The sequence below is a fragment of the Frigoribacterium sp. VKM Ac-2836 genome (assembly GCF_013248995.1).
Classification (GTDB): Bacteria; Actinomycetota; Actinomycetes; order Actinomycetales; family Microbacteriaceae; genus Frigoribacterium.
This window is the reverse complement of the sequence record NZ_JABRPK010000001.1, coordinates 599,586-618,104: the sequence shown is the minus strand read 5'-3', so window position 1 is coordinate 618,104 and position 18,519 is coordinate 599,586. Positions and strand designations below refer to the sequence as shown.

20 protein-coding genes are annotated in these 18,519 nt (G+C 63.5%); 2 read left to right on the top strand and 18 right to left on the bottom strand.

Annotated elements, in window-relative coordinates:
* Positions 1 to 128 precede the first annotated feature (128 nt).
* The 11 genes from HRF36_RS02910 to HRF36_RS16215 form a co-directional block, all read right to left on the bottom strand.
* Complete coding sequence (locus HRF36_RS02910) at positions 129 to 2,384, bottom strand: phage tail length tape measure family protein (RefSeq protein ID WP_173205924.1); 2,256 nt, start codon at positions 2,382 to 2,384, stop codon at positions 129 to 131.
* A 198-nt stretch (positions 2,385 to 2,582) separates the two neighbouring features.
* Positions 2,583 to 2,840 carry a hypothetical protein gene (locus tag HRF36_RS02905; protein ID WP_173205921.1) on the bottom strand — a complete coding sequence of 86 codons (258 nt, stop codon included), beginning with the start codon at positions 2,838 to 2,840 and terminating at the stop codon, positions 2,583 to 2,585.
* A 23-nt stretch (positions 2,841 to 2,863) separates the two neighbouring features.
* The gene (locus HRF36_RS02900; RefSeq protein WP_173205918.1) at positions 2,864 to 3,241 is read right to left on the bottom strand and encodes an HK97 gp10 family phage protein; all 378 of its coding nucleotides are present in this window, start codon (positions 3,239 to 3,241) and stop codon (positions 2,864 to 2,866) included.
* Between the two features lie 2 nt (positions 3,242 to 3,243).
* The gene (locus HRF36_RS02895) at positions 3,244 to 3,660 is read right to left on the bottom strand and encodes a hypothetical protein (protein ID WP_173205916.1); all 417 of its coding nucleotides are present in this window, start codon (positions 3,658 to 3,660) and stop codon (positions 3,244 to 3,246) included.
* Between the two features lie 11 nt (positions 3,661 to 3,671).
* Positions 3,672 to 4,055: a hypothetical protein gene (locus HRF36_RS02890; RefSeq protein ID WP_173205913.1), complete on the bottom strand. Its 384-nt coding sequence runs from the start codon at positions 4,053 to 4,055 to the stop codon at positions 3,672 to 3,674.
* Positions 4,052 to 4,357 (bottom strand): hypothetical protein, encoded by a 306-nt coding sequence (locus HRF36_RS02885; RefSeq protein WP_173205910.1) that lies wholly within the window; start codon positions 4,355 to 4,357, stop codon positions 4,052 to 4,054. Before HRF36_RS02885 ends, HRF36_RS02890 begins: the two co-directional genes overlap by 4 nt.
* A gap of 3 nt (positions 4,358 to 4,360) precedes the next feature.
* Entirely contained in the window at positions 4,361 to 5,890 is a 1,530-nt protein-coding gene (locus HRF36_RS02880; protein ID WP_173205907.1) for an HK97 family phage prohead protease, read from the bottom strand.
* Positions 5,887 to 6,918 (bottom strand): phage portal protein, encoded by a 1,032-nt coding sequence (locus tag HRF36_RS02875; protein WP_173205904.1) that lies wholly within the window; start codon positions 6,916 to 6,918, stop codon positions 5,887 to 5,889. Before HRF36_RS02875 ends, HRF36_RS02880 begins: the two co-directional genes overlap by 4 nt.
* A gap of 211 nt (positions 6,919 to 7,129) precedes the next feature.
* On the bottom strand, positions 7,130 to 8,539 hold the full coding sequence (locus tag HRF36_RS02870) for a terminase large subunit domain-containing protein (protein WP_173205901.1): 1,410 nt from the start codon (positions 8,537 to 8,539) through the stop codon (positions 7,130 to 7,132).
* 5 nt (positions 8,540 to 8,544) lie between these two features.
* The gene (locus HRF36_RS02865) at positions 8,545 to 8,805 is read right to left on the bottom strand and encodes a hypothetical protein (RefSeq protein ID WP_173205899.1); all 261 of its coding nucleotides are present in this window, start codon (positions 8,803 to 8,805) and stop codon (positions 8,545 to 8,547) included.
* Positions 8,806 to 8,892: 87 nt separating this feature from the next.
* A complete protein-coding gene (locus HRF36_RS16215) occupies positions 8,893 to 9,159 on the bottom strand; it encodes an HNH endonuclease (RefSeq protein WP_173205896.1) in 267 nt (88 codons plus the stop codon).
* A 568-nt stretch (positions 9,160 to 9,727) separates the two neighbouring features.
* Here HRF36_RS16215 and HRF36_RS02855 point away from each other — a divergent pair.
* Entirely contained in the window at positions 9,728 to 10,060 is a 333-nt protein-coding gene (locus tag HRF36_RS02855; protein WP_173205893.1) for a hypothetical protein, read from the top strand.
* 201 nt (positions 10,061 to 10,261) lie between these two features.
* The gene (locus HRF36_RS02850; RefSeq protein WP_173205890.1) at positions 10,262 to 11,416 is read left to right on the top strand and encodes an AAA family ATPase; all 1,155 of its coding nucleotides are present in this window, start codon (positions 10,262 to 10,264) and stop codon (positions 11,414 to 11,416) included.
* A 1,075-nt stretch (positions 11,417 to 12,491) separates the two neighbouring features.
* Here the strand turns inward: HRF36_RS02850 and HRF36_RS16030 are convergent.
* From HRF36_RS16030 to lepB, 7 genes are all read right to left on the bottom strand, one after another.
* A complete protein-coding gene (locus tag HRF36_RS16030; RefSeq protein WP_173205887.1) occupies positions 12,492 to 13,862 on the bottom strand; it encodes a recombinase family protein in 1,371 nt (456 codons plus the stop codon).
* A complete protein-coding gene (locus tag HRF36_RS16210; RefSeq protein WP_173205884.1) occupies positions 13,859 to 14,689 on the bottom strand; it encodes a DNA-processing protein DprA in 831 nt (276 codons plus the stop codon). Before HRF36_RS16210 ends, HRF36_RS16030 begins: the two co-directional genes overlap by 4 nt.
* Positions 14,686 to 16,215, bottom strand: coding sequence for a YifB family Mg chelatase-like AAA ATPase (locus tag HRF36_RS02835; protein WP_173205881.1), 1,530 nt, complete (start codon positions 16,213 to 16,215; stop codon positions 14,686 to 14,688). The genes HRF36_RS16210 and HRF36_RS02835 overlap by 4 nt, the downstream gene beginning before the upstream one ends.
* Entirely contained in the window at positions 16,212 to 16,577 is a 366-nt protein-coding gene (locus HRF36_RS02830) for a YraN family protein (protein WP_173205878.1), read from the bottom strand. Before HRF36_RS02830 ends, HRF36_RS02835 begins: the two co-directional genes overlap by 4 nt.
* A gap of 147 nt (positions 16,578 to 16,724) precedes the next feature.
* Positions 16,725 to 17,048: a DUF2469 domain-containing protein gene (locus tag HRF36_RS02825; RefSeq protein WP_043596320.1), complete on the bottom strand. Its 324-nt coding sequence runs from the start codon at positions 17,046 to 17,048 to the stop codon at positions 16,725 to 16,727.
* A 72-nt stretch (positions 17,049 to 17,120) separates the two neighbouring features.
* The gene (locus HRF36_RS02820) at positions 17,121 to 17,759 is read right to left on the bottom strand and encodes a ribonuclease HII (protein WP_173205875.1); all 639 of its coding nucleotides are present in this window, start codon (positions 17,757 to 17,759) and stop codon (positions 17,121 to 17,123) included.
* The gene (lepB, locus tag HRF36_RS02815; protein ID WP_173205872.1) at positions 17,756 to 18,505 is read right to left on the bottom strand and encodes a signal peptidase I; all 750 of its coding nucleotides are present in this window, start codon (positions 18,503 to 18,505) and stop codon (positions 17,756 to 17,758) included. The genes HRF36_RS02820 and lepB overlap by 4 nt, the downstream gene beginning before the upstream one ends.
* Between the last annotated feature and the right edge of the window lie 14 nt (positions 18,506 to 18,519).

Genomic DNA, 18,519 nt, shown 5'->3' with positions numbered 1-18,519 from the left:
ATAGGTCGTCCAGGTGGTGGCGGTGGCACTGAGGCTGTCGGCCCCGAGGCGACCCGTGCTGAGAGCAAGCCCGGCACTGGGGGCCGCTAGCTCGACGTTCAGGCTGTTGATTACGGGTTGTTCTCGGATCATCGTGCGCCTCCCATTCGGGCGTGGTCATCGAGCATTTCGGCCAGGAGGCGGGCGTTCTGAGGTGTGGGCGAGAGCATTTCGACGGTTACGTAGTTGACGACTCCCGCGCGTCCCGCGCCGGAGCCGGAGAAGTCGGCGGTGGCCATGAGGGTGGGCGTGGTGGTCACAAGGTCGGTCAGGCTCGACATGGCGCGGCGGACCGGGGTGAGGTCGGAGAGCCCACCGGCGAATCCCTGAATGGCGAACTTTCCAAGCTCTTTCATGCGGCGGGATGGTGAGGCGATGCCTAGGGCACCCTTGACACCGGATAGCAGATTTCGACCAATGTCCGCGGCAATGGAGCCGATCTTGCCGAAGCTGTTGCGGACACCGTTCACGAGGCCGTTGATGATGTCTCCACCTGCCGAGAGCAGGAGCGAGCCGAGGTTGCCGATTGCAGAGACGACACGTCCGGGTAGCTCGCGGAAGAATCCGACGACATTGCCGATTCCGTTGCTGATGGATGTGGCGAATCCTGAGATGCCCGAGACGATGGAGCCCCAGACGCCGGAGAAAAATCCGACGAGAGCAGAGACACCAGCGCGGACCGCTGCAACCACGACAGTGAAGACGCGCTGCACGGTGTTCCAAATGTCGCCCCACACCTTGCCGACGTTCCGAATGCCCGCGGCAAAGCCACCGTTGAAGAGAGCGGTGATTCCGTTGACGGCTCCGGTGAGTGCCCCGGTGATGACCCCAATAACAACCGTGAGGATGTTGACTAGGAAGCCGATGACGGGAACAAGGGCACCGACGATGACACTGACGAGCCCAAGGATCGGAGTCAGGATCGTGACGAATAGCTGAATGAGCGGCGTCAGGATCATCACGGCCAGTTGCAGCAGCGGCGTGATGAGGGTCAGGACGGCTGAGACGAGAGGCAGGATTGCGCCGGTGATTAGCGGCATGATGGCCGTGAGCAGGGTGCCAATCGTCGTGGCAACAATCGTGATGATCGGTGCCAGCGCGGTCAGGATCGTGGTCAGGAGAGGACCGAGGGCGGTCACGAGTTGCGCGATGATCGGGGCGAGAGTCGTCAGGATCGTGATGAGTGCCCCCCCGATGGTGGAGGCCACCTGAGCGATGACGGGCACAAGGGTTGTGAGGATTCCGGCAAAGGTGCCGATGAGGCCGACGACTACCGGCATGACGGCACCGATGACGGTTCCGAGTACGTTGCCAAGGCTCGTGAGTAGGGTGACGGCCACCGGTGCCAGCGCGATGAAAGCCGACCCGAGGGCTGCGCCGAATGCCTGGAAGGCAGGGAGAACCGAGCCAAGGTTTTGCGACACATAAGAGAGGACTGCCCCGAGCGGCGAGACCGAAGCCACGGCACCGGCGAGGGGTCCAATGAATGAACCGATGGCGGGTGCACCGGCGAGCAGACCCCCTACAAAGTCAGCGACGCTCTGGGTGATCGCCAGGAATCGGTCGGACTCCCCTACGTTTTGGAGCAGGGTTGCAATCTGCCCGAGCCCCTGAGAGAGGACCGGCAGGAACGCGGAGCCGAACGTCTCTTGGATGTTGCCGAAGGCGTTCGAAACCTTGTCTTTGAGACCCAGGAAGGTATTTCCGTAGGCCTCGGCTGATCCGCCGAACTCTTTCTGAACCTCGGCCAGGATGACGCCCTGAGCACCGGCAACGTCACCGGCCTCTGTCATGGCCTTGATCTGAGCTTTTTGCTGATCGGTGAAAGTGACACCGGCTTTCGAGAGCTTGCCGATTCCCGCGATGGGGTCGTTCAAGGCCTTGCCGAGCATTTGAGCTGCGGAGCTGGCGTCCGTTCCTAGAGCGGTGGACATGTCTAGAGCGGCTGCGGTGGTCGCGTCGAACTGATCACCCTTGATCTGGGTGAACGTCGCGACGATGTTCGAGGCGGACTGGACTACCTCGTCATCGATTCCCGTCAAATTCGACAGTCTGAGAGCGAGGTCTCCGATTTGCTCAGAGCTACGGCCAGCAGCCATGCCGGTGGACTTGACCACGGCATCTGTTTGAGCGGCGACTTTCTCGGACTCGGCGGCTGCGGCGATGGAATCCGCAACAAGCTTGCCGACACCGAGAGCCACGGCCCCGATGGCGATACCCGCTCCAACGGCGAAGCCTGCGGTGATCTTGCCGAGCTTCTCGAAGCTGGACGCAACCTCGCCAAGGCCCTGCGTTGCCTTCTTTCCGTCAGCAAGAATGCTGACGATGACGGTTTGCCCGGCCATTTCGTGCTACTTTCATCGTGGGAAAATATGGGCTCTGGCAGGAAACGGAAAACCTGCCAGAGCGGCTAAGGGGTCACTTGCGCTTGTTCGCTTCGCGAATGATCGCGTTCCGTTCGCGAACGGTGAGGGCTCGGTACTCGGAGGGCGAGAGCCCGAGGTGGACGACGAATGTCGCCAAGTCCTGAGCCCTCCGGTTTGCTATTCCCCCGCTTGGGAGTTCTCGTCCTCGTCACCGCCGATGATCGCGTTTGCTTCGGAGAGGGTGAGAAGCGAGGCATCAACGGTGGTGAACTGGGGCTCACCGTTGCGGCGTTTGAAGACTGTGACTAGGGCCATGAGAAGGGCACCCTGCGGGGTCTCGTCTCGACCGATGGTGCTGGCGGATCGACCGGTGGTCTTTTCGATGAAGTCGATTTCCCCGATGGTCAGGTTCTCGAAGTCAAATTTGTTGGACATTTGTTTTCCGTTTCTTGTGATGGTTATTGCAGATCGTTGCGGCGGAGGATTTCTCCGATGCCTTGATCGAGAGTCGAGAGGGCGTTGCCCTTCTCGCGTTCTGCTGCCTCGTTGAGGTAGCGAGTGCCAGGAATGTTGCGAGCGGGCCAGCCGTAGTTCTGGACTCCGGCGTAGGGGGCTCGCGCTCCCCCGGCTCGGACGACGGCCTTCGTGGCTCCCCGTCCAGCGCGGACGGTTCCGGCGAGGTTGCCTGATGCACGAGGCGCGTCGGTCGCGTTGACGATCAACTGGCCAATTTCGTGCATAAGGTTTTTCATGTCCTGCATGTCGGCACCGCTTTTGCGGAGGGCCCGAATCGTTTTGTTCAGGCCTTCCACGCGGACGGTGACGGGTGCGGCCATGCTTAGGAGACCGCCATAACTACGTCTCCGATGACTTTCCACTCGAAGTCGGCGGTCCAGTCGTCACCGCTCACCTGGGCGTCGCCACCCAAGTCAGGGCGGTTACCAATACGGACAGTGCCCGAGAAAATTGGCTTGTCGGCGGTGGCTGTGGTGTTGAGGCCGGGAGCGTACTTGAACGCGATTTCCTTACCGGAGTTCGCGTAGGCATAACGCCAGAAGCTGGAACTGGTGAGGGACTGAATCATGGTTCCGGCGATGGTTGCCTGCTGCGTGGTGCCAGCGGCGGCATCTGCAAAGGTGACGGTTCCGGAATCGGCGTCACCGTATGTGATGCGCACGTTCGTGGCGTCTGCGGCAAAGTCGGTGGTTCCGACCGTGAAGCTCAGGCCGGAGCCCTTGAGGCGAGTGCTAGGCATTTTGGGTTTTCCTAAAGGTCGATTTTGAAACTGATCTGGATGGATTGGGAGAGGTAGTCCTGGCCGTTGAGCCGGATGCTATGTGGCTGATCGGCACCGTCAATGGCGATTCGCGAGGCGGGGTCTTGCATGAGGGCGACCACGGCGGCGGAGATTGCGTCATCCACCTCTTGTGTGACCTTTTCGTTGCCCCCGTGAGAGGACACGTATGTCACTTCCAGGCGGAGGGTTGCGGTGCCATAGGTCTGCCCGTTGCTGATGTACGGGCTGTTCGGTGTCACGAGGTACGCCGGGAGCGTGGTGCGTTCTGGGATGTACGTGTACGCGGCACCGTTCTCACCGATCAGGTCAGCGAGGATGTTGCGGACGTACTCCCGTTCGGCTGCGAGATTCATGCGACCCCCGGCCCGATGAATGGGGCGAGGATCGGCAGGACCGAAACCATGGGGTCACGGTTCACTCGCATGGGTGCCCCGTCCGCCGTGGCGAACTGACTGATTCCCATAGGCGCGCTCTTGCGCTGGAAGACCTCCGAGGCGGCAACCAAATAGGCCTGCTCGACAACCGGTGCCGGGACCGTGGCCGCGCCGATGAACCGATCCACCAACGCGACACCTGTTGCCAGGGCGCGTTGGAGGTCGGCATCGTCACGGGCCGTGGCCCCGACGTAGGCTCGGAGGTCTTCCAGCGTGATCACGGGTTACGCACCGACTCCGACAGGAACGATTCCTACGGGTAGCTCGTGAGCAATAGCTCCGTAGAAATAGAGCGAGTACTGGTTGGTCAGGTTCGTGATGTCTCCGTCCGAGAGACGGACGAAGGGGCTGGTGTACTCACGGAGGGCGTCGGCGTTGTAGAACGCCACGCTGTCAACGGTCAGGGCAGGGTCAGCAACGATCTGCACTCCGGCAATCTCACCGCGGAGAGTGCGGGGAACTGCGGTGCCGACCGTGTTGACGGCTTGGCCCGAGATGCTCATGAGCGGACGACCGTCCGAACCCGAGAGACCTAGGAACTGCTTGAACGTGGAGGAGTCCACGAGCAGACCGTCGAGGCTGAGGCCGTTGTCCTGGAACTGGCCCGCGGCGTCAACGATGGTGCCGAGCCAGTCGGTGGCCGTGCCTGGAACGCCACCTGTGCCGATGTTGTTGCCAGCCGTGCGGGCGTCAGCGACAGCCTTGTCAAACTCGACGCGGAAGTTAGCGTCAAGCTGGCGAGCTGCGGCGATGGCCTGGGCGTTAAGGGCGAGGGTCAGCATGTTGACCTGGCTGCGCTCAATTTCCTGGCGGCTGAGTGAGGTGTAGCCACCGTAAGTAAAAATCGGGGCGGTCTTGGACTCAACAGCGACCTTGCCGTAGGCAAGTGTGTCGCCTTCCTTGACCTGCTGGCTGACCGTGCTGGTGTTGCTCTTGAGCTGCGTGTACTCAAGGAAACGTCCCGTGCTGGGCAGGGTGCCCTTGGAGAAGACGGAACGGATAGGGGACGCGTTGTCGATAAGACGTGTGAGGTCACCGACGTATGCGTTGGGCGTGTAGCCATCGGCCAGAACGCCACCGGTGTAGGCACGGTTCAGCATCTCGATGGTGGGCTCGTCACCCTCTACGGCTGCCTTGAGAACGGCACCCGCGGAACGCTTGTCGATTGCGGGCTCACCCCGCTCGGATAGTCGTGAAGCTGCGAGTACTTCAAATCGGCGGTCAAGGGACTCAACGGACTCGCGAACCTCGGTGAGGTCAGCGGTGAAGTCGGTGTTTTCGGACACGGTGTTTTCCTTAGGGATAGGTGGTGTTTGGTTACGGGCCTCGGTGATCGTGGCTCCGGAGTAGGCGGGGAATGTGACGGCAGAGACCTCACGAAGGTCCACGCGAGTACGGACGATCAGGCCGTCCTTTTCAGTGCGGTGCTCCATGGGGATGAAGCCGACCGAGAACCGATCCACAACGCCGTCTTTCAGCAGCGCTCGGGCGTCACGACCTTGCGTTGTGTCGCTGATTTGGGCGCGGATGAAGAGACCATCCTCGCGATCCTCGGAGGCGATGACCTTGCCGATGACTTCGCGGTGCTGCCAGAACAACTTCACGTCCTGGGCGACAATAGAGCCACGTTCGAACATCTCTTCGAATGCACCGCCGATGGTGGCGCGCTGGCCCCATGGGACGGCGATGCCCTCAACGGTGCCGGTGTCGGCATCTGCGCGTAGCTCGACTGAGCGAGTTTCGAGTTCGGTCACGAGGTCACCTCGGGGGTATCGGAAGTTGGCGCCGGAGCAGAGCCGGCGCTGAGCACGTCCCCTCCGGTGAGCGGAGGAAGGCCCTCGATGGCGCGGACCTCGTTTGGCGTGAGGAATCCGGATGTGAGGGCAACCTGGTGCGCGAGGTATCGCGTCGTGGTGTCTGCACGGAGCAGCCCCTCATAGTTCGCGCGGACGATGCCCGTGCCGGGAACGAGAGCCGAGAAGGCGTCTTCGATTTCGGAGATATAGGCCGTGAGCCCGAAGCGGGCGAATTCGGTCCAGGACTGCGAGATGTTCGAGTACGTCTGAGAGGTGCCCTCCACGTCTGCGAGCAGAAGGGCGGCGGGGATGCCGAAGAGTCGGGCTACCTGGGTGGTGCTGAATCGCTGAGACTCAAGCCACTGAGCAGACTTGGGGTCAAGGAAAACAGGCTTGTAGTCGAGGCCCTGTCCGAGAACGGCGGTGCCATGCTTACCCCCGCGGGACTCTTCCCACGCCTCGCGGAACTGCTTGGCGGATTCCAAGGTGAGAGCCTGGTCTGACTTGAGAACGCCGTTAGGGACACCCGAGTCTTTGAACCAATTCGATGCGTAGTCGCGGGTATCAATGGCACCGCGTAGTTCGAGCTGAGCCGCCTGAATCGGGCCGAGCGCCCTATCCTGGCCGGGCACTCGCGTGAGGCGAAGATGACGGATTCGGTCAGGGCGATAGAACTCGGTGCCGGATCGGTAGCCGGTGATCCCACCGTCTGTATCTTTCTCGATGTTGACCCTTGTGGAGTCGAGCACGTCGAGGTTCAGCACCTTGCCCGATGAGTCACGAGTGACTAGCCAAAACGCATTCCCGTCCAGAGCGAGAGACGTGACGGTGGTCTCGATGAAGGCCCGCTGCGAGAGTGACGTATTGGGCTGGCGAATGTGAGCCGGGGCTGCAACTAGGCGTTCCCCGCGGTACACGTCAAAGCTGAGTTGCTTTGAGGCGGTGCCGTAGAGCGCGACCGCCCGATAGACGGTGCCGAGGGTCATAGCCTGTGCAGCGTTGACGCCTCGGGGATTCTCGTCACGCGCTGGGGCAATCGTGATGCTTGAGGGCGCGCTGACAGGCGGAGTCCCGGTGCTGTCATCAGCACGGGTCTCAACGCCCATCCACCAATCCGCGAAGCGGCCCACAGTGTTCCCTACATTCGAATGTTTACTTCTAACATTCTACCTGATATGTAGGATAGTGATGTGAGGGTTAGAAGATTTGTAGCCCGGAATCGTTATAGGTTTCCGCAATGTAGACCGCGTTCACCGTCGCGATAACCGAATCGATATCAGTCAGGCTGGGGCCTTTGACGATCCGGTATGCGTCTCCTCTGGCCTTCGTTGCAGCCCGGGGCACCTGCACGGTCAAGAGCAGGTCTCCGCCGTGCTGCACCTGTTTGTGCGCGACCTTCGAGTAGAAGAGGCTGGCACTGCTGTAGACCTCGCTCATGCCGATGAAACGAACCGGCATACCCCTCCCCTTGAGACGCATCCCCAGCTCTTTCAGGGTGAAGCTGTCCATGACAAATAGGGCAACTCCCCGCCCGTAGAGATGGACGCACAGGCGTTCGAGGCGGTCGATGGATGGGTTGCGCGGCCACGCAACGAGTTCGGTGAAAACTGTTCCGGCATCGTCTTTGACCGCGGCGGCGATGGTGGCGGACTTCCAGTCATTGGTGCGGTCAATCGAGATGATGGGCCGACCCTCGGGGAATGGCTCGGTCGCAGTGCATTGCGCCCACATGCTCAGGTCCATCCACCCGGCATCCCCAGAGGTGAACCGATTGAGAAAGTACCGAACGGCTTCACTAGCCGGTAGGGCGCGAACATCCGAGATGACGGCCTCGACATCCTTATATCCGGCAGCAACGGCGGGATTCGCGGCGGTGAGATACGCGGCCAACGTCTCGTCATCGTCCGGTACACGGGCCTCAGGGGCCTCGTAAATGCATGCAAAGAATCGGTCCAGCTCGCCGGTGAAACTCTTCTCGGCGTTGTCGTAGAGACGGAGCAGGAGTTCCGAGTCATCGTCACCGGCTGTCGTGGCACCGAAGACAAGGGTGTTCGCTCGTCCACCGGTTCCGGCGACTAGTGCGTCCCACACCTCAGGCTTCAGGAGGTGCAGCTCGTCGCACACTCCCCCGCTGACGGGGATGCCCTGGAGGCTGGCCGAGGATGAGGCCTTTAGCTCGTAGCGTCCACCCGCGACCGCTCGGATGCCCCGGGTCTCTGTGAGCTTTTTGAACCGGCTGGCAAGGGCCGGATTCGACTGGATGACGGCGAGGGTCCTGTCATAAATCAACGCCGCCTGTTCCCGGCTGCGGGCGACACCAACCACGTACGCGCCCCGAAGATCGCGGAGCAGCAAATACAAACCGAATGCCGCCGTGAGTTCGGACTTTCCGGCCTGGCGTCCCACCGAAAGGAAGGCCTGGCGGTGTCTCAGTTGACCCGCGCGAGGGTGACCCTCGGGGTACAGCTCGGTCGCACCGCGGAGAATCGCAACCTGCCAGGCGGCGAGAAAGTACCCCGTCCCCGATTTCCAGGCTCGCTGAATGACCGGCAGATACCGATCTATGTCGGCCTCGAAATCCGGTGACAGGGGCGGGGTAACTCTCACCGCGCTTACCGCTTTTCGAGAGCGGCGAGTTCAGCCTCAAGAGGGTCGGTGGTCACGGGGTTGGCCATGGCGTCCACACGCTTGACCAGGCTGCGATAGACGAGCCCAAACTGGGACTGCAATGCGCCCTGACTCGGATCGGCGTCGAGTTCTTTCGCGAGAGCCTTGAGCTGTACGAGTGCCGGGGTGTCGGTGGCCGTCAGCTCGGGGTGTGCCGTGATGAATGCGCGGACGGCCCCGGTATAGGTGGTTGGCAGACGGGCCATTTCAAATCTTTCGGGTTTGGTTTGCGTAGAGAAGAGGTGGAGGCGGGGTGTTCCGTGCTCTGACGGAAAAGCCCCCGGGCCTGAGGGTCAGAGGTGATCGAGATATTTCGGGTTGTATCCGGCCATTCGGACCAGCTCGTTCGCACCCTTGATGCTGTTGCATGACCTACAGGACGTTATGCAATTGGTGAGCGAGTCTTCGCCGCCTGACTTGCGACTAATCAAGTGGTCAACCGTCGCGTCTGCACCTGCAAGGTCAGGCTTCCCACACCACTGGCACTGGTGGTTGTCACGGGCCAACACCTGTAGCCGCAGGGCCTGCCACTCAGGCCCTGATGATGAGTACTGGCTCATGAGGCATCCCCTGCTCGACGCTCACGTGCGTACGTGGCGTGTGCTGTGCGGCAGCATTCCTCACGGCAGCCACGCTGGTATCCGGCCTCAGAGTGGTGGCGGATAGGTGCGGTGGTCCGCCTTAGCCAATCCGCCTTGTGGTGGCGCTGGCACATGCCGAGGGCATAGTGCACACCTGCGCACCCCTCTATCTGACATGTCTTGTTCATACTTATATTATGGCATACACTCAAACAAGTGACGGGAGCCTACTGCACCCCGTCATATGTCAAGCAGACAACCATGCAACAGTTTATTTCTAGACATACCACCATTAGACACACGCCACCCTACGGGTGTGGCATGGGTGTCTAACTTTCGGTGTCTAACGTGTCTAAACCCCGGAAAATCAACGATCCCAGGGGGTAGAGGGTGCCTCAGGTGTCTAAAAGAGTGTCTAATTCTGTGTCTAACTTTCCGAAACTTGACTCGAAAGTCATATATGTTAGGCTCACCTTGATGTTTGATTATTGTGTAATCATAGACATGCGCCACCAAAGTGCGTACCTCACAAGAGAAAGAATACACAGTGTCCTACACAGCAGTTGATGTAACCATGACATCATCACAAACTCTCGTTGCCATCTACCTTGAAGACGACCGCTACGAGGCCCGCCGCATTCTGGGGATCGCCCTCTACAGGGACCCAGATGAAAAGGGCAGCCCTAATTACACCGTGCCCCTGCATGACGATGATTTCACCGTCCACCAGGTCCATGAGGCGATGAATCGCCGCATTCTGCACCAGCGCCTACCAATCAGGGTCGTAGACGATCCTCTACTTTGGGGCGACCTGGTCGGCAGCTCGTCCCTGATTGTTGAATTCAAGATCGAGACCGGACGTTTCGAGGTCCGGTCATGAGCGCCCCCGATGACGCCATCTCGGCTGGCGAGGCGTGGGCCATGCTCCGTTGGCTCACTGAGGCCGTAGACGAGCTGCACGGCGGTGACCGCGATGAGTGAGCTACCTCCGCCCCCATTCGACCTATCACCCGGCGATGAGGCACAGCTAGCCGCTACCCGGCAGCACAATGCCAATGAGGCTCAGCATCGCATCGATGCGATGAATGAGCGCCAGCGGGCAGCCAATGAGCTAGAGGATCAATTCTTCTCCACGCCCCTCACGGCCCAGCAGGTCCAAGACACCATCGAAAGCTCGAAGTCGGACCCGAAGTTCAACAAGGCCGTGTCCAAGTTCCTTGAGCAAATGATCCTCAAGGACGCAGCCGAAACCGTCTACAAAGCGGCAATGGCTGGAGCGGATGAGCTACGGCTAGTTCCTGAGGCTGAGGTTCTGGCCCGGCCCGCGCCGGAGTGGTGGGTGCCGGACCTGATCCAAAAGGGGACCGTTGCGGTGCTGGCCGGTGAGGCGGGCATTGGTAAGACCTTCCTCACCATTCACTTGAGCCGGTGCGTGGCGGCGGGCATCCCGCCGTTCCCCAACCACAAGGCCATGCAAGGCACCGTCCTGTACGTAGCTGCTGAGGGCGCGTCCTCATTCGGTGCACGAGTGCGTGCGTGGGATGACTATCACCACACCTCCCCCGCCCCGGGCGCGGTCAACTACCTGGAGTCTGGTGTCAACCTGTCAGACCCAGAGAGCGTCACTCGGCTCACCGAGTTGCTTGATGACCTCCAGCCGGACCTCATCATCCTGGACACCCTGAGCCAACTGGCAGCCATCGAGAACGAGAACGATGCGGCTCAGATGGCCAAGGTTTTTCGCGCGGCCAAACTGCTCCGGGACCGCAAAGAGGGCTCAAGCGTGATCCTCGTCCACCACGTCAATAAGGGCTCGGGCGGGGTCCGTGGGTCCTCGGTCATCCGGTCCAACGCGGACACCGTGATTGTTGCGAAGGCCGGAAGCGCGGGCTTTTACCTGTCTACCGACACAGCCCAGGACGGGAAACAGAAGGACGGGGCTCCGGTGAAGCTGGACGGGTTCGTGGTTGCGAGCCACAAAGACTCTGCGGTCATCCAGCGTGACCACACCGCCTACACCGACGCCGATTTGGAGGCTGTCCGGGCTCTTATGTCTGACGGCGCCCCACGCACCAAAGTGGACATTCGTCAGGCCTGCGGGTTCGAGAAGGCGGATAGCTCGAAAGAGTATCGCCAGTGGGACCGGAAGTTTAAGAAATGGACTGACTCGTCTGAGCCAACACTGCTCCCGACCGACGACGGCAAAGCATTCACGCTCATGAGGATCATGGCCTAAGCCTTCACTTCCTATATTCGAAGTGGGCCACACGCTAATTAGCCAATATGTCACTCGGTTAAACAAGAAGAGCCCCGCGAGTAGTTCGCGGGGCCCTTCTCATTTTCTGGGCTAGCTCCCGTCTCCCTTGAAGAGGTCGTAAGCGCGAGCAATCCCCGGAATCAGCGGAATTACCCCCTCCCAGGCCCGGGAAACACGCCAGGCCCCCTCTACAGGGTGTGTCGCGCAATGGCTACACTGAGCGGGACTAGTGATGTGAATCTCGATGCGTTCCAGCACGGGACTTCCTTACGGTCAGCGGTTCCGGGGTTGCGCCCCCGGTTCCTGAGGAGTAGTCCCCCGGTCCTGGTGGCCGGGGGACGACCTCTGATTCGACAGTAAGTCCGGCCTCCGTGATCCGCATCATCGACGTGACCGTGTCATGTGACAATCAGGAGAACTATCCTCATGTAGTGGTTGAGGGTTGTCAGCGGAGGGCCACCGAACAGAGAAACGCCCCCACCATTTGGTGGGGGCGTTCCGGTTGGTGTACGTGAACTAGCCGGTGAGACCGAACAAGTCCATGACACTCATGACGAACACGACGAACATGGACAACGTTCGGAGTACGGCTTGCACGAGCCGTAATCCGTGTACGAGCCCGTGCGAGCCGTTGCGGACAGGATTGGTAATCCTGCTAATGTCGGAGGTGCACCCGGGGGTGCACCTCGAATGGCCGTCGGCCATGGTGGTGCCTTTCGGTTGGTGAGCGACGAGAAGATGTAGGAACCGGATCGTCGCCCGATGAAGGTAGAGCCCCGCATGAACCGTTTGGTTCGGCGGGGCTCTTTCAAGTCCGCCTGCGGTAACCCCGAGTCTACGACGCGAATTTGTCGCTCGTCGGGTGTTAGTTACACGGCTGTAATTATCCACAGGCCCATGCACAGGTTGTGAACACTTCTAAGCCGGTTCTCCCCTGGTTCTGCACGGAATCCGGGGGTTTATCCACACGTTGGGGAGAAAATTTTCCACGGCCCCATTTCGGGCCACCGGCGTGTCGCGCGCCACGGCGGTCTTAGTATGCCCCCCAACTCGGTCAATACCATTCGACCTCTATTCGTTCGGGACCCCGCCCCGGGTGGACGGTCACGGTCATGGTCGAGCGCACAAGCTCGCGCCGCTTGTCCAGGTCGGCGGCATCCCAGAAGGCGGGCCAGGCGTCTAAAGCCGCCTGCTCGTTCTCGGTGAACTCCCGCACCTCCCGGCGAGACCACCATTCGCCGCGTACGGCCTCGACAAACCCGGACCGGGCGGACGCTCCCCGAATAGCTTCTATCGCCTCACGCAAGGTCTCAGCCCTCTTCCCGAGAGTTGCAAGAGTCTTCCGGAGGGTAGGAAGGTCTGCGCCATCCCACAGAGCCATCTCTTGAGCCTGAGCGCGCTGGCGGTCCACGTCGGCAGCCTCGGCCAGCAGAGGTGCTAGTGCGGCACCGTCCGGCCCGTCCTCGGCTTCGGGGTGCTCTGCAATCCAGAGAAAGACCTCCTCGGCCACCCGCTCGTCTACGAATCGCTTTTCGATACTTGGGTGGCTGGCATCCGCCTTGCAGCGATAGGCCCGCATGTAGTGCATGGGGCCGTCACACACACCACACCGCACGATGCCTGACATGAGGTGCCGCACCCCCGGCCCCGGAGTGTTGCGGCGAGAGGGCTCAGCAAGAATGGCTCGAACCTCGGCAGCTACCTCGGGATCGACAATGGGCGTGACGTTCGATTCAAAGTTGACGACAGAGAGGTGACGGACCGCACCCGCGTACACCTCGTTATTGAGCGTGTCCCGGATACGGCGGTTCGACCAGGCGGTTCCTGTGCCCGGGTTGACGCCCTCCTGAATGAGTCGGGCTGTGATGCTCCGAATGCTGGCCCCATCCCGGGCCTGGTCGAACATCCACCGCACCCAAACGGCCTCGGCCTCTCGGGGCGTCCTGCCGTCTGTTTCGTAGCCGAACCGTCGCCGTCCGGGGTTGGCCTTGCCTCGGGCCGCGCGGTCTAGGTTCGCCCGGCGCTGGCGCTCACCCTTGCGCTGCACCTCGAAGCGGGCAAGCGCGGCCATCATGGACGCGCGGAACTCGCCGTCTGCGGTGGACAGGTCCACCTCGCCGTCTACGGTCACAACCTTCAGATGCCGGTCGATGAGTTCCAGCAGGTCTCGCTGAGAACGGATCAACCTGTCCAGGTCCACGGCCACAACGTGCGTGAAGGCCCCGGCGTCTGCGGCAGCGAGCATCTGGCCCCAGCCGCTCTTGACGCCTCGCGATTTGGTGGCGGACTGCGCGTTATCCTCAAATTCACGCACCACCGTCCATCCACGAACGGCAGCCAACTCGCGGGTGCGAGCTAGCTGCCGGTCGATGCCCTCTTGTTTGTCAAGGCTCTGGCGCACGTAGATTGCGGTTCGGATGCTCACGCATAAACCCTACGTTTGCAATGCAGGAACCGCCACCGGGACGGCTTGCCGCCGCACGGCGCCTCGGAGACCAGGACACCCGTGTCGACGATGCGTCGGAGGAGGTCGTCGTGTCCGGCCGGGTAGAGGTGGTCGACTCCCCCGGCCATCACCGCCATCGTCGTAGCCGACGCGGCCAGGGCCGCCCGATGGGCGGCCCCGTCGATGCCGTATGCGGCACCCGAGACGACGGCCAGGCCGCGGTCGGCGAGGCCGCCGGCGAGTTCGGCCGACATCTGTTCGCCGTAGGCCGTGGCCGCTCGAGCACCCACGATCGCGATGCTCGACGCCGGCACCGGGACGGACGCGGGGCCTCGCGCCCAGAGGGCCACGGGTGCGTGGTCGCCCAGTTCGTCGAGCGCCTCGGGCCAGAGCGGCGTGCTCGGCACGAGCAGCCTCGACCCCACCGCCGTCGCCGTGCGGAACACTCGGAGGACCACGGCGGTCTCGAGACGGGGCCGCCATCTGTTCAGTGCTCGCACGAGATCGAGCCGTCCGACCTCGTCTCCCGTCGCCCCGGCCTCGACGAGGGCTCTCGCGAGAAGCCCCGGGCGGGGTTCGTCACGACCGACGGCCGCCGCCTCGAGCACCACGCGCAGTCCGACGGTCGGCCCGAGCAGTGCCCGGACGACCCCACCGACCGCGTCGCCCGGCTCGACCACACCCGTCCAGGCGCCCAGGGCGAACGCCCGGACGGCCTGTGCCTCGTCGAGGTCGTCGCCCCCTGGCAGGACCGGACGCACGAGATCGGCCAGCTCGGCACGGGTCGCCCGGAGGAGGTCGCTCACCGCGACTGCCTCATGCTCAGGGCCCGCACGACGTGACGGCGGACGGGAGCGCCTTCGTCGTCGAGATCGGCGAGGGTCCAGGCGACGCGCAGCACGCGGTCGTACCCCCGCATCGTCAGAGAACCCGTTTCGAGGGCCCGGTCGACGGGCTGCGAGTCCGCCACGGCCAGGCGGTTCGCCGGATCACGCAGCCAGGCGCCCGGCACCTCACCCGAGAGCCGCCAGGGTGTCCCGTCGAGTCGTCGCGCGGCGCGGCTGCGTGCGCGGTCGACCCGATCGCGGGCCTGCCGTGTCGTCGTCGAGACCGTGTCGGACGAGGCACGGAACTGCGAGGAGCTGATGCGGGCGACCCGCAACTGCAGGTCGATGCGGTCGACGAGCGGCCCCGAGAGCTTTCCGAGGTACCGACGTCGCTGGTGCGGGGAACAACTGCACTCCGAGTCACGCGAACCGTAGTGACCGCAGGGGCAGGGATTGGCCGCGGCGACGAGTTGGAACCTCGCCGGGAAACGTGCCACGGCCCGGGACCGATGGACCACCGTCTCGCCCGACTCGAGAGGCTGCCGGAGGCAGTCGAGCACCGACTGCTGGAACTCGGGGGCCTCGTCCAGGAACAGCACGCCCCGGGTCGCCCTCGACGCGGCACCGGGCCGGATCACCCCGCTGCCACCGCCGACGAGGGCCGCCGCGCTGCAGGTGTGATGAGGGGCCTCGAACGGTGGCCTGCGGTCGAGGTCACCGGTGACGGCCACACCGGCCAACGAACGGATCGACGCGACCTCGAGGGCCGAGTCGGCGTCGAGGTCGGGAAGCAGCCCCGGGAGTCGGGCCGCCAGCATGCTCTTGCCCGCCCCGGGAGGTCCCACCATGAAGAGGTGGTGCCCACCGGCTGCGGCGACGACGAGCGCCTCGACGGCGTCGACGTTGCCGATGACGTCCGCGAGATCGAGTTCGGCGGGTACCACCGACTCTGAGCGCGACCTCGTGATGGCCTCGACCGGTTCGGGCTCGAGCGTCGCCCCGTGCCAGATGGCGGCCTCGCGGAGGCTCGGTACGGCCACGACACGGATGCCGGGGACGAGGGCCGCCTCGTCGGCGTTGTCGGTCGGCACCATGACCGTGGTCGCCCCGGCCCGGCGAGCACCGAGCACGGCGGGCAGGACGCCGTCGACGGGCCTGAGTCGACCGTCGAGGCCGAGCTCGCCGAGGTGGACGACGCGCTCGACGGAGTCGGCCGGGACGAGTTCGGCGGCGGCCAGGGCCGCGATGGCGATGCCGAGGTCGAACGACGACCCCTGCTTGGGCAGCGAGGCCGGTGACAGGTTGACGGTCAGCTTGCGCGCCGGCAAGGCGCACCCGGAGTTCGTCGCAGCGGACCGGACCCGGTCGCGGGCCTCACCCAGCGACGTGTCGGGCAGACCGATGATCACGAACGCCGGCAGCCCGGCACCCATGTCGGCCTCGATCTCGACGAGAGCACCGTCGACGCCCAACAGGGCGACCGCCCTCGTCCGCGCGACGCTCATGCGCCGGCCCCGCGGACGTGGTCGATGCGTTCGTGCCCCGCGCAGCGCTCGACCGTGATGCCCACGACGTCGATGCGCAACCCCCGGGGCGTGAGGGAGGGGTGCGCCTGGCACCAGGCCCCCGCCAGCCGTCGGAGGCGGGCCAACTTGGCCGGCGTCACCGCCTCGAGCGCGTGGCCGTACCCGGTACCCGACCGTGTCTTGACCTCGACGACGACGAGTTCGTCCCCGTCGAGGGCGACCACGTCGATCTCGCCCTCGCGACATCGCCAGTTGCGCTCGACCACCCGCATGCCCTGCGCCTCGACGTACTCCGCGGCGACGTCTTCGCCGTGCCGGCCCAATTCGTCCTTCTTCGCCATGTCTGACCTCCTGCCAGGAGGCTGGCGGAGTTCTGGCTCTCGAACGCGGGACCGGAGAACAGCCGGGGACAGCGTGATCCCGGCGACGGCTGGGGACGAGCCGTGTCGAGACGAACCGCGTCACGCTGGGGCGCGACACGATCGGGATCACTCGTCGAGCGCGAGTTCTTTCGGCAGCTCGAGGTCGCGAGTGGTGAGTTCTTCGACGTTCACGTCTTTGAAGGTGAGCACCCGGACGGACTTGACGAAGCGATCGGAACGGTAGACGTCCCAGACCCAGACGTCGGTCATCGAGAGTTCGAAGTAGAAGTCGTGCTCGGTGTCACGTCGGACGAGATCGACCTCGTTGGCCAGGTAGAAACGCCGCTCGGTCTCGACCACGTAGCGGAACTGCGACACCACGTCGCGGTACTCGCGGTACAACGCCAGCTCGACCTCGCGGTCGTAGTCTTCGAAATCGTCCTCGTCCATCGGAGTCGAGCTTACGCGGCCCCCGGGGCGGCGGACGCCGAGGGCGGTCCGACGCCGGCGTGAGCCCGGAAGTCAGTGCAACCAGGTGAGTCGATGCAGCGGAGACGGCCCCAACTCGGACAGGGCCCCGTAGTGCGCCGACGAGCCGTAGCCCTTGTTGCCCGCCCAGCCGTAACCGGGGTGCACGCCGTCGGCCTCGATCATCAGCCGGTCGCGCTCGACCTTGGCGATGACCGACGCCGCTGCGACCGAGGCGCAGTCACGGTCGGCCTTCACCCGGGTCGTGATGCGGGGCGGCGTCGCGAGCTGGGGCGAGAGGTAGTCGTGGTTGCCGTCGAGCACGACGACCGACTGCAGGATGCCGACGCCGGCATGGTGCAGTGCGGTGAGGGCTCGCTTGCCCGCGAGACCGAGCGCGGCCACGATGCCCAGCTGGTCGACCTCGTGCGCCTCGGCGAAGCCGACCGCGTGGTGTGACACCCAGGAGGTGGCCACCGGGTACAACGCCTCGCGGCGTTTCTCGGACAGGAGCTTCGAGTCCCGCAGGCCGGTGGGGATCTCGAGACACCCGACACGGACCGCACCGAGTCCGACGGCGACGGGCCCCGCGATGGCACCCCGGCCGACCTCGTCGCAACCGATCACCCAGGTCGCCCCGGCGGCGTGCAACTCACGTTCGAACTGGAGGGTCGGGTCGACAGCGGGGCTCATTCGCCTTCTCGCTCGGTGCCGCGGAAGACGTCGGGGTAGTCACCGAGCCACGTCCAGCGGTCGGTGGGCCAGCTGATGACGAAAGCGCGCCCCACGACGTCGCTCAGGGGTACGAAGCCCTTGCTCGGCGTCGCACCGTTGTAGCGGCTGTCTTTCGAGTTGTACCGGTTGTCGCCCATCACCCACAACGAGTCGGCCGGCACGGTGACCGAGAAGTCGATGGCAGAGGCACGGGTCTCACCCGGAGGGAAGTTGACGTAGGGCTCGTCGAGCGGGACGCCGTTGACCGACATCTGACCGAAGTCGTTGCAGCACTCGACCGTGTCGCCGGGAAGGCCGATGACCCGCTTGATCAGGTGGTCGTTGCTGTCTTGAGCGCCGAGTCCGACCTGCGTGAGGAACCACGAGATGCCGTCGGACACCGGGTTGCCGGTCGTGGTGTCGATCGGAGCGGTGCCGTCGAGCCACCCCCCGGGATCGGTGAACACGACCACGTCGCCTCGCTTGACGTCGACGAGATCGGGCACGAGCTCGTTGACGATGATGCGGTCGTTGATCTGGAGCGTCTGCTCCATCGAGCCCGACGGGATGTAGAACGACCGGATCAAGAACGTCTTGATGAGGAACGAGATGAGGAGCGCCGCCAGGAAGATGACGAGGACGTCGCGCACGAACGTGCCGATGCCGCGCTTCGTGCCGTCGTCGCGTCGAGGACGCACGGCGCGCCTCACTGTGTCATTCGTCATTTAACCACCCGAGC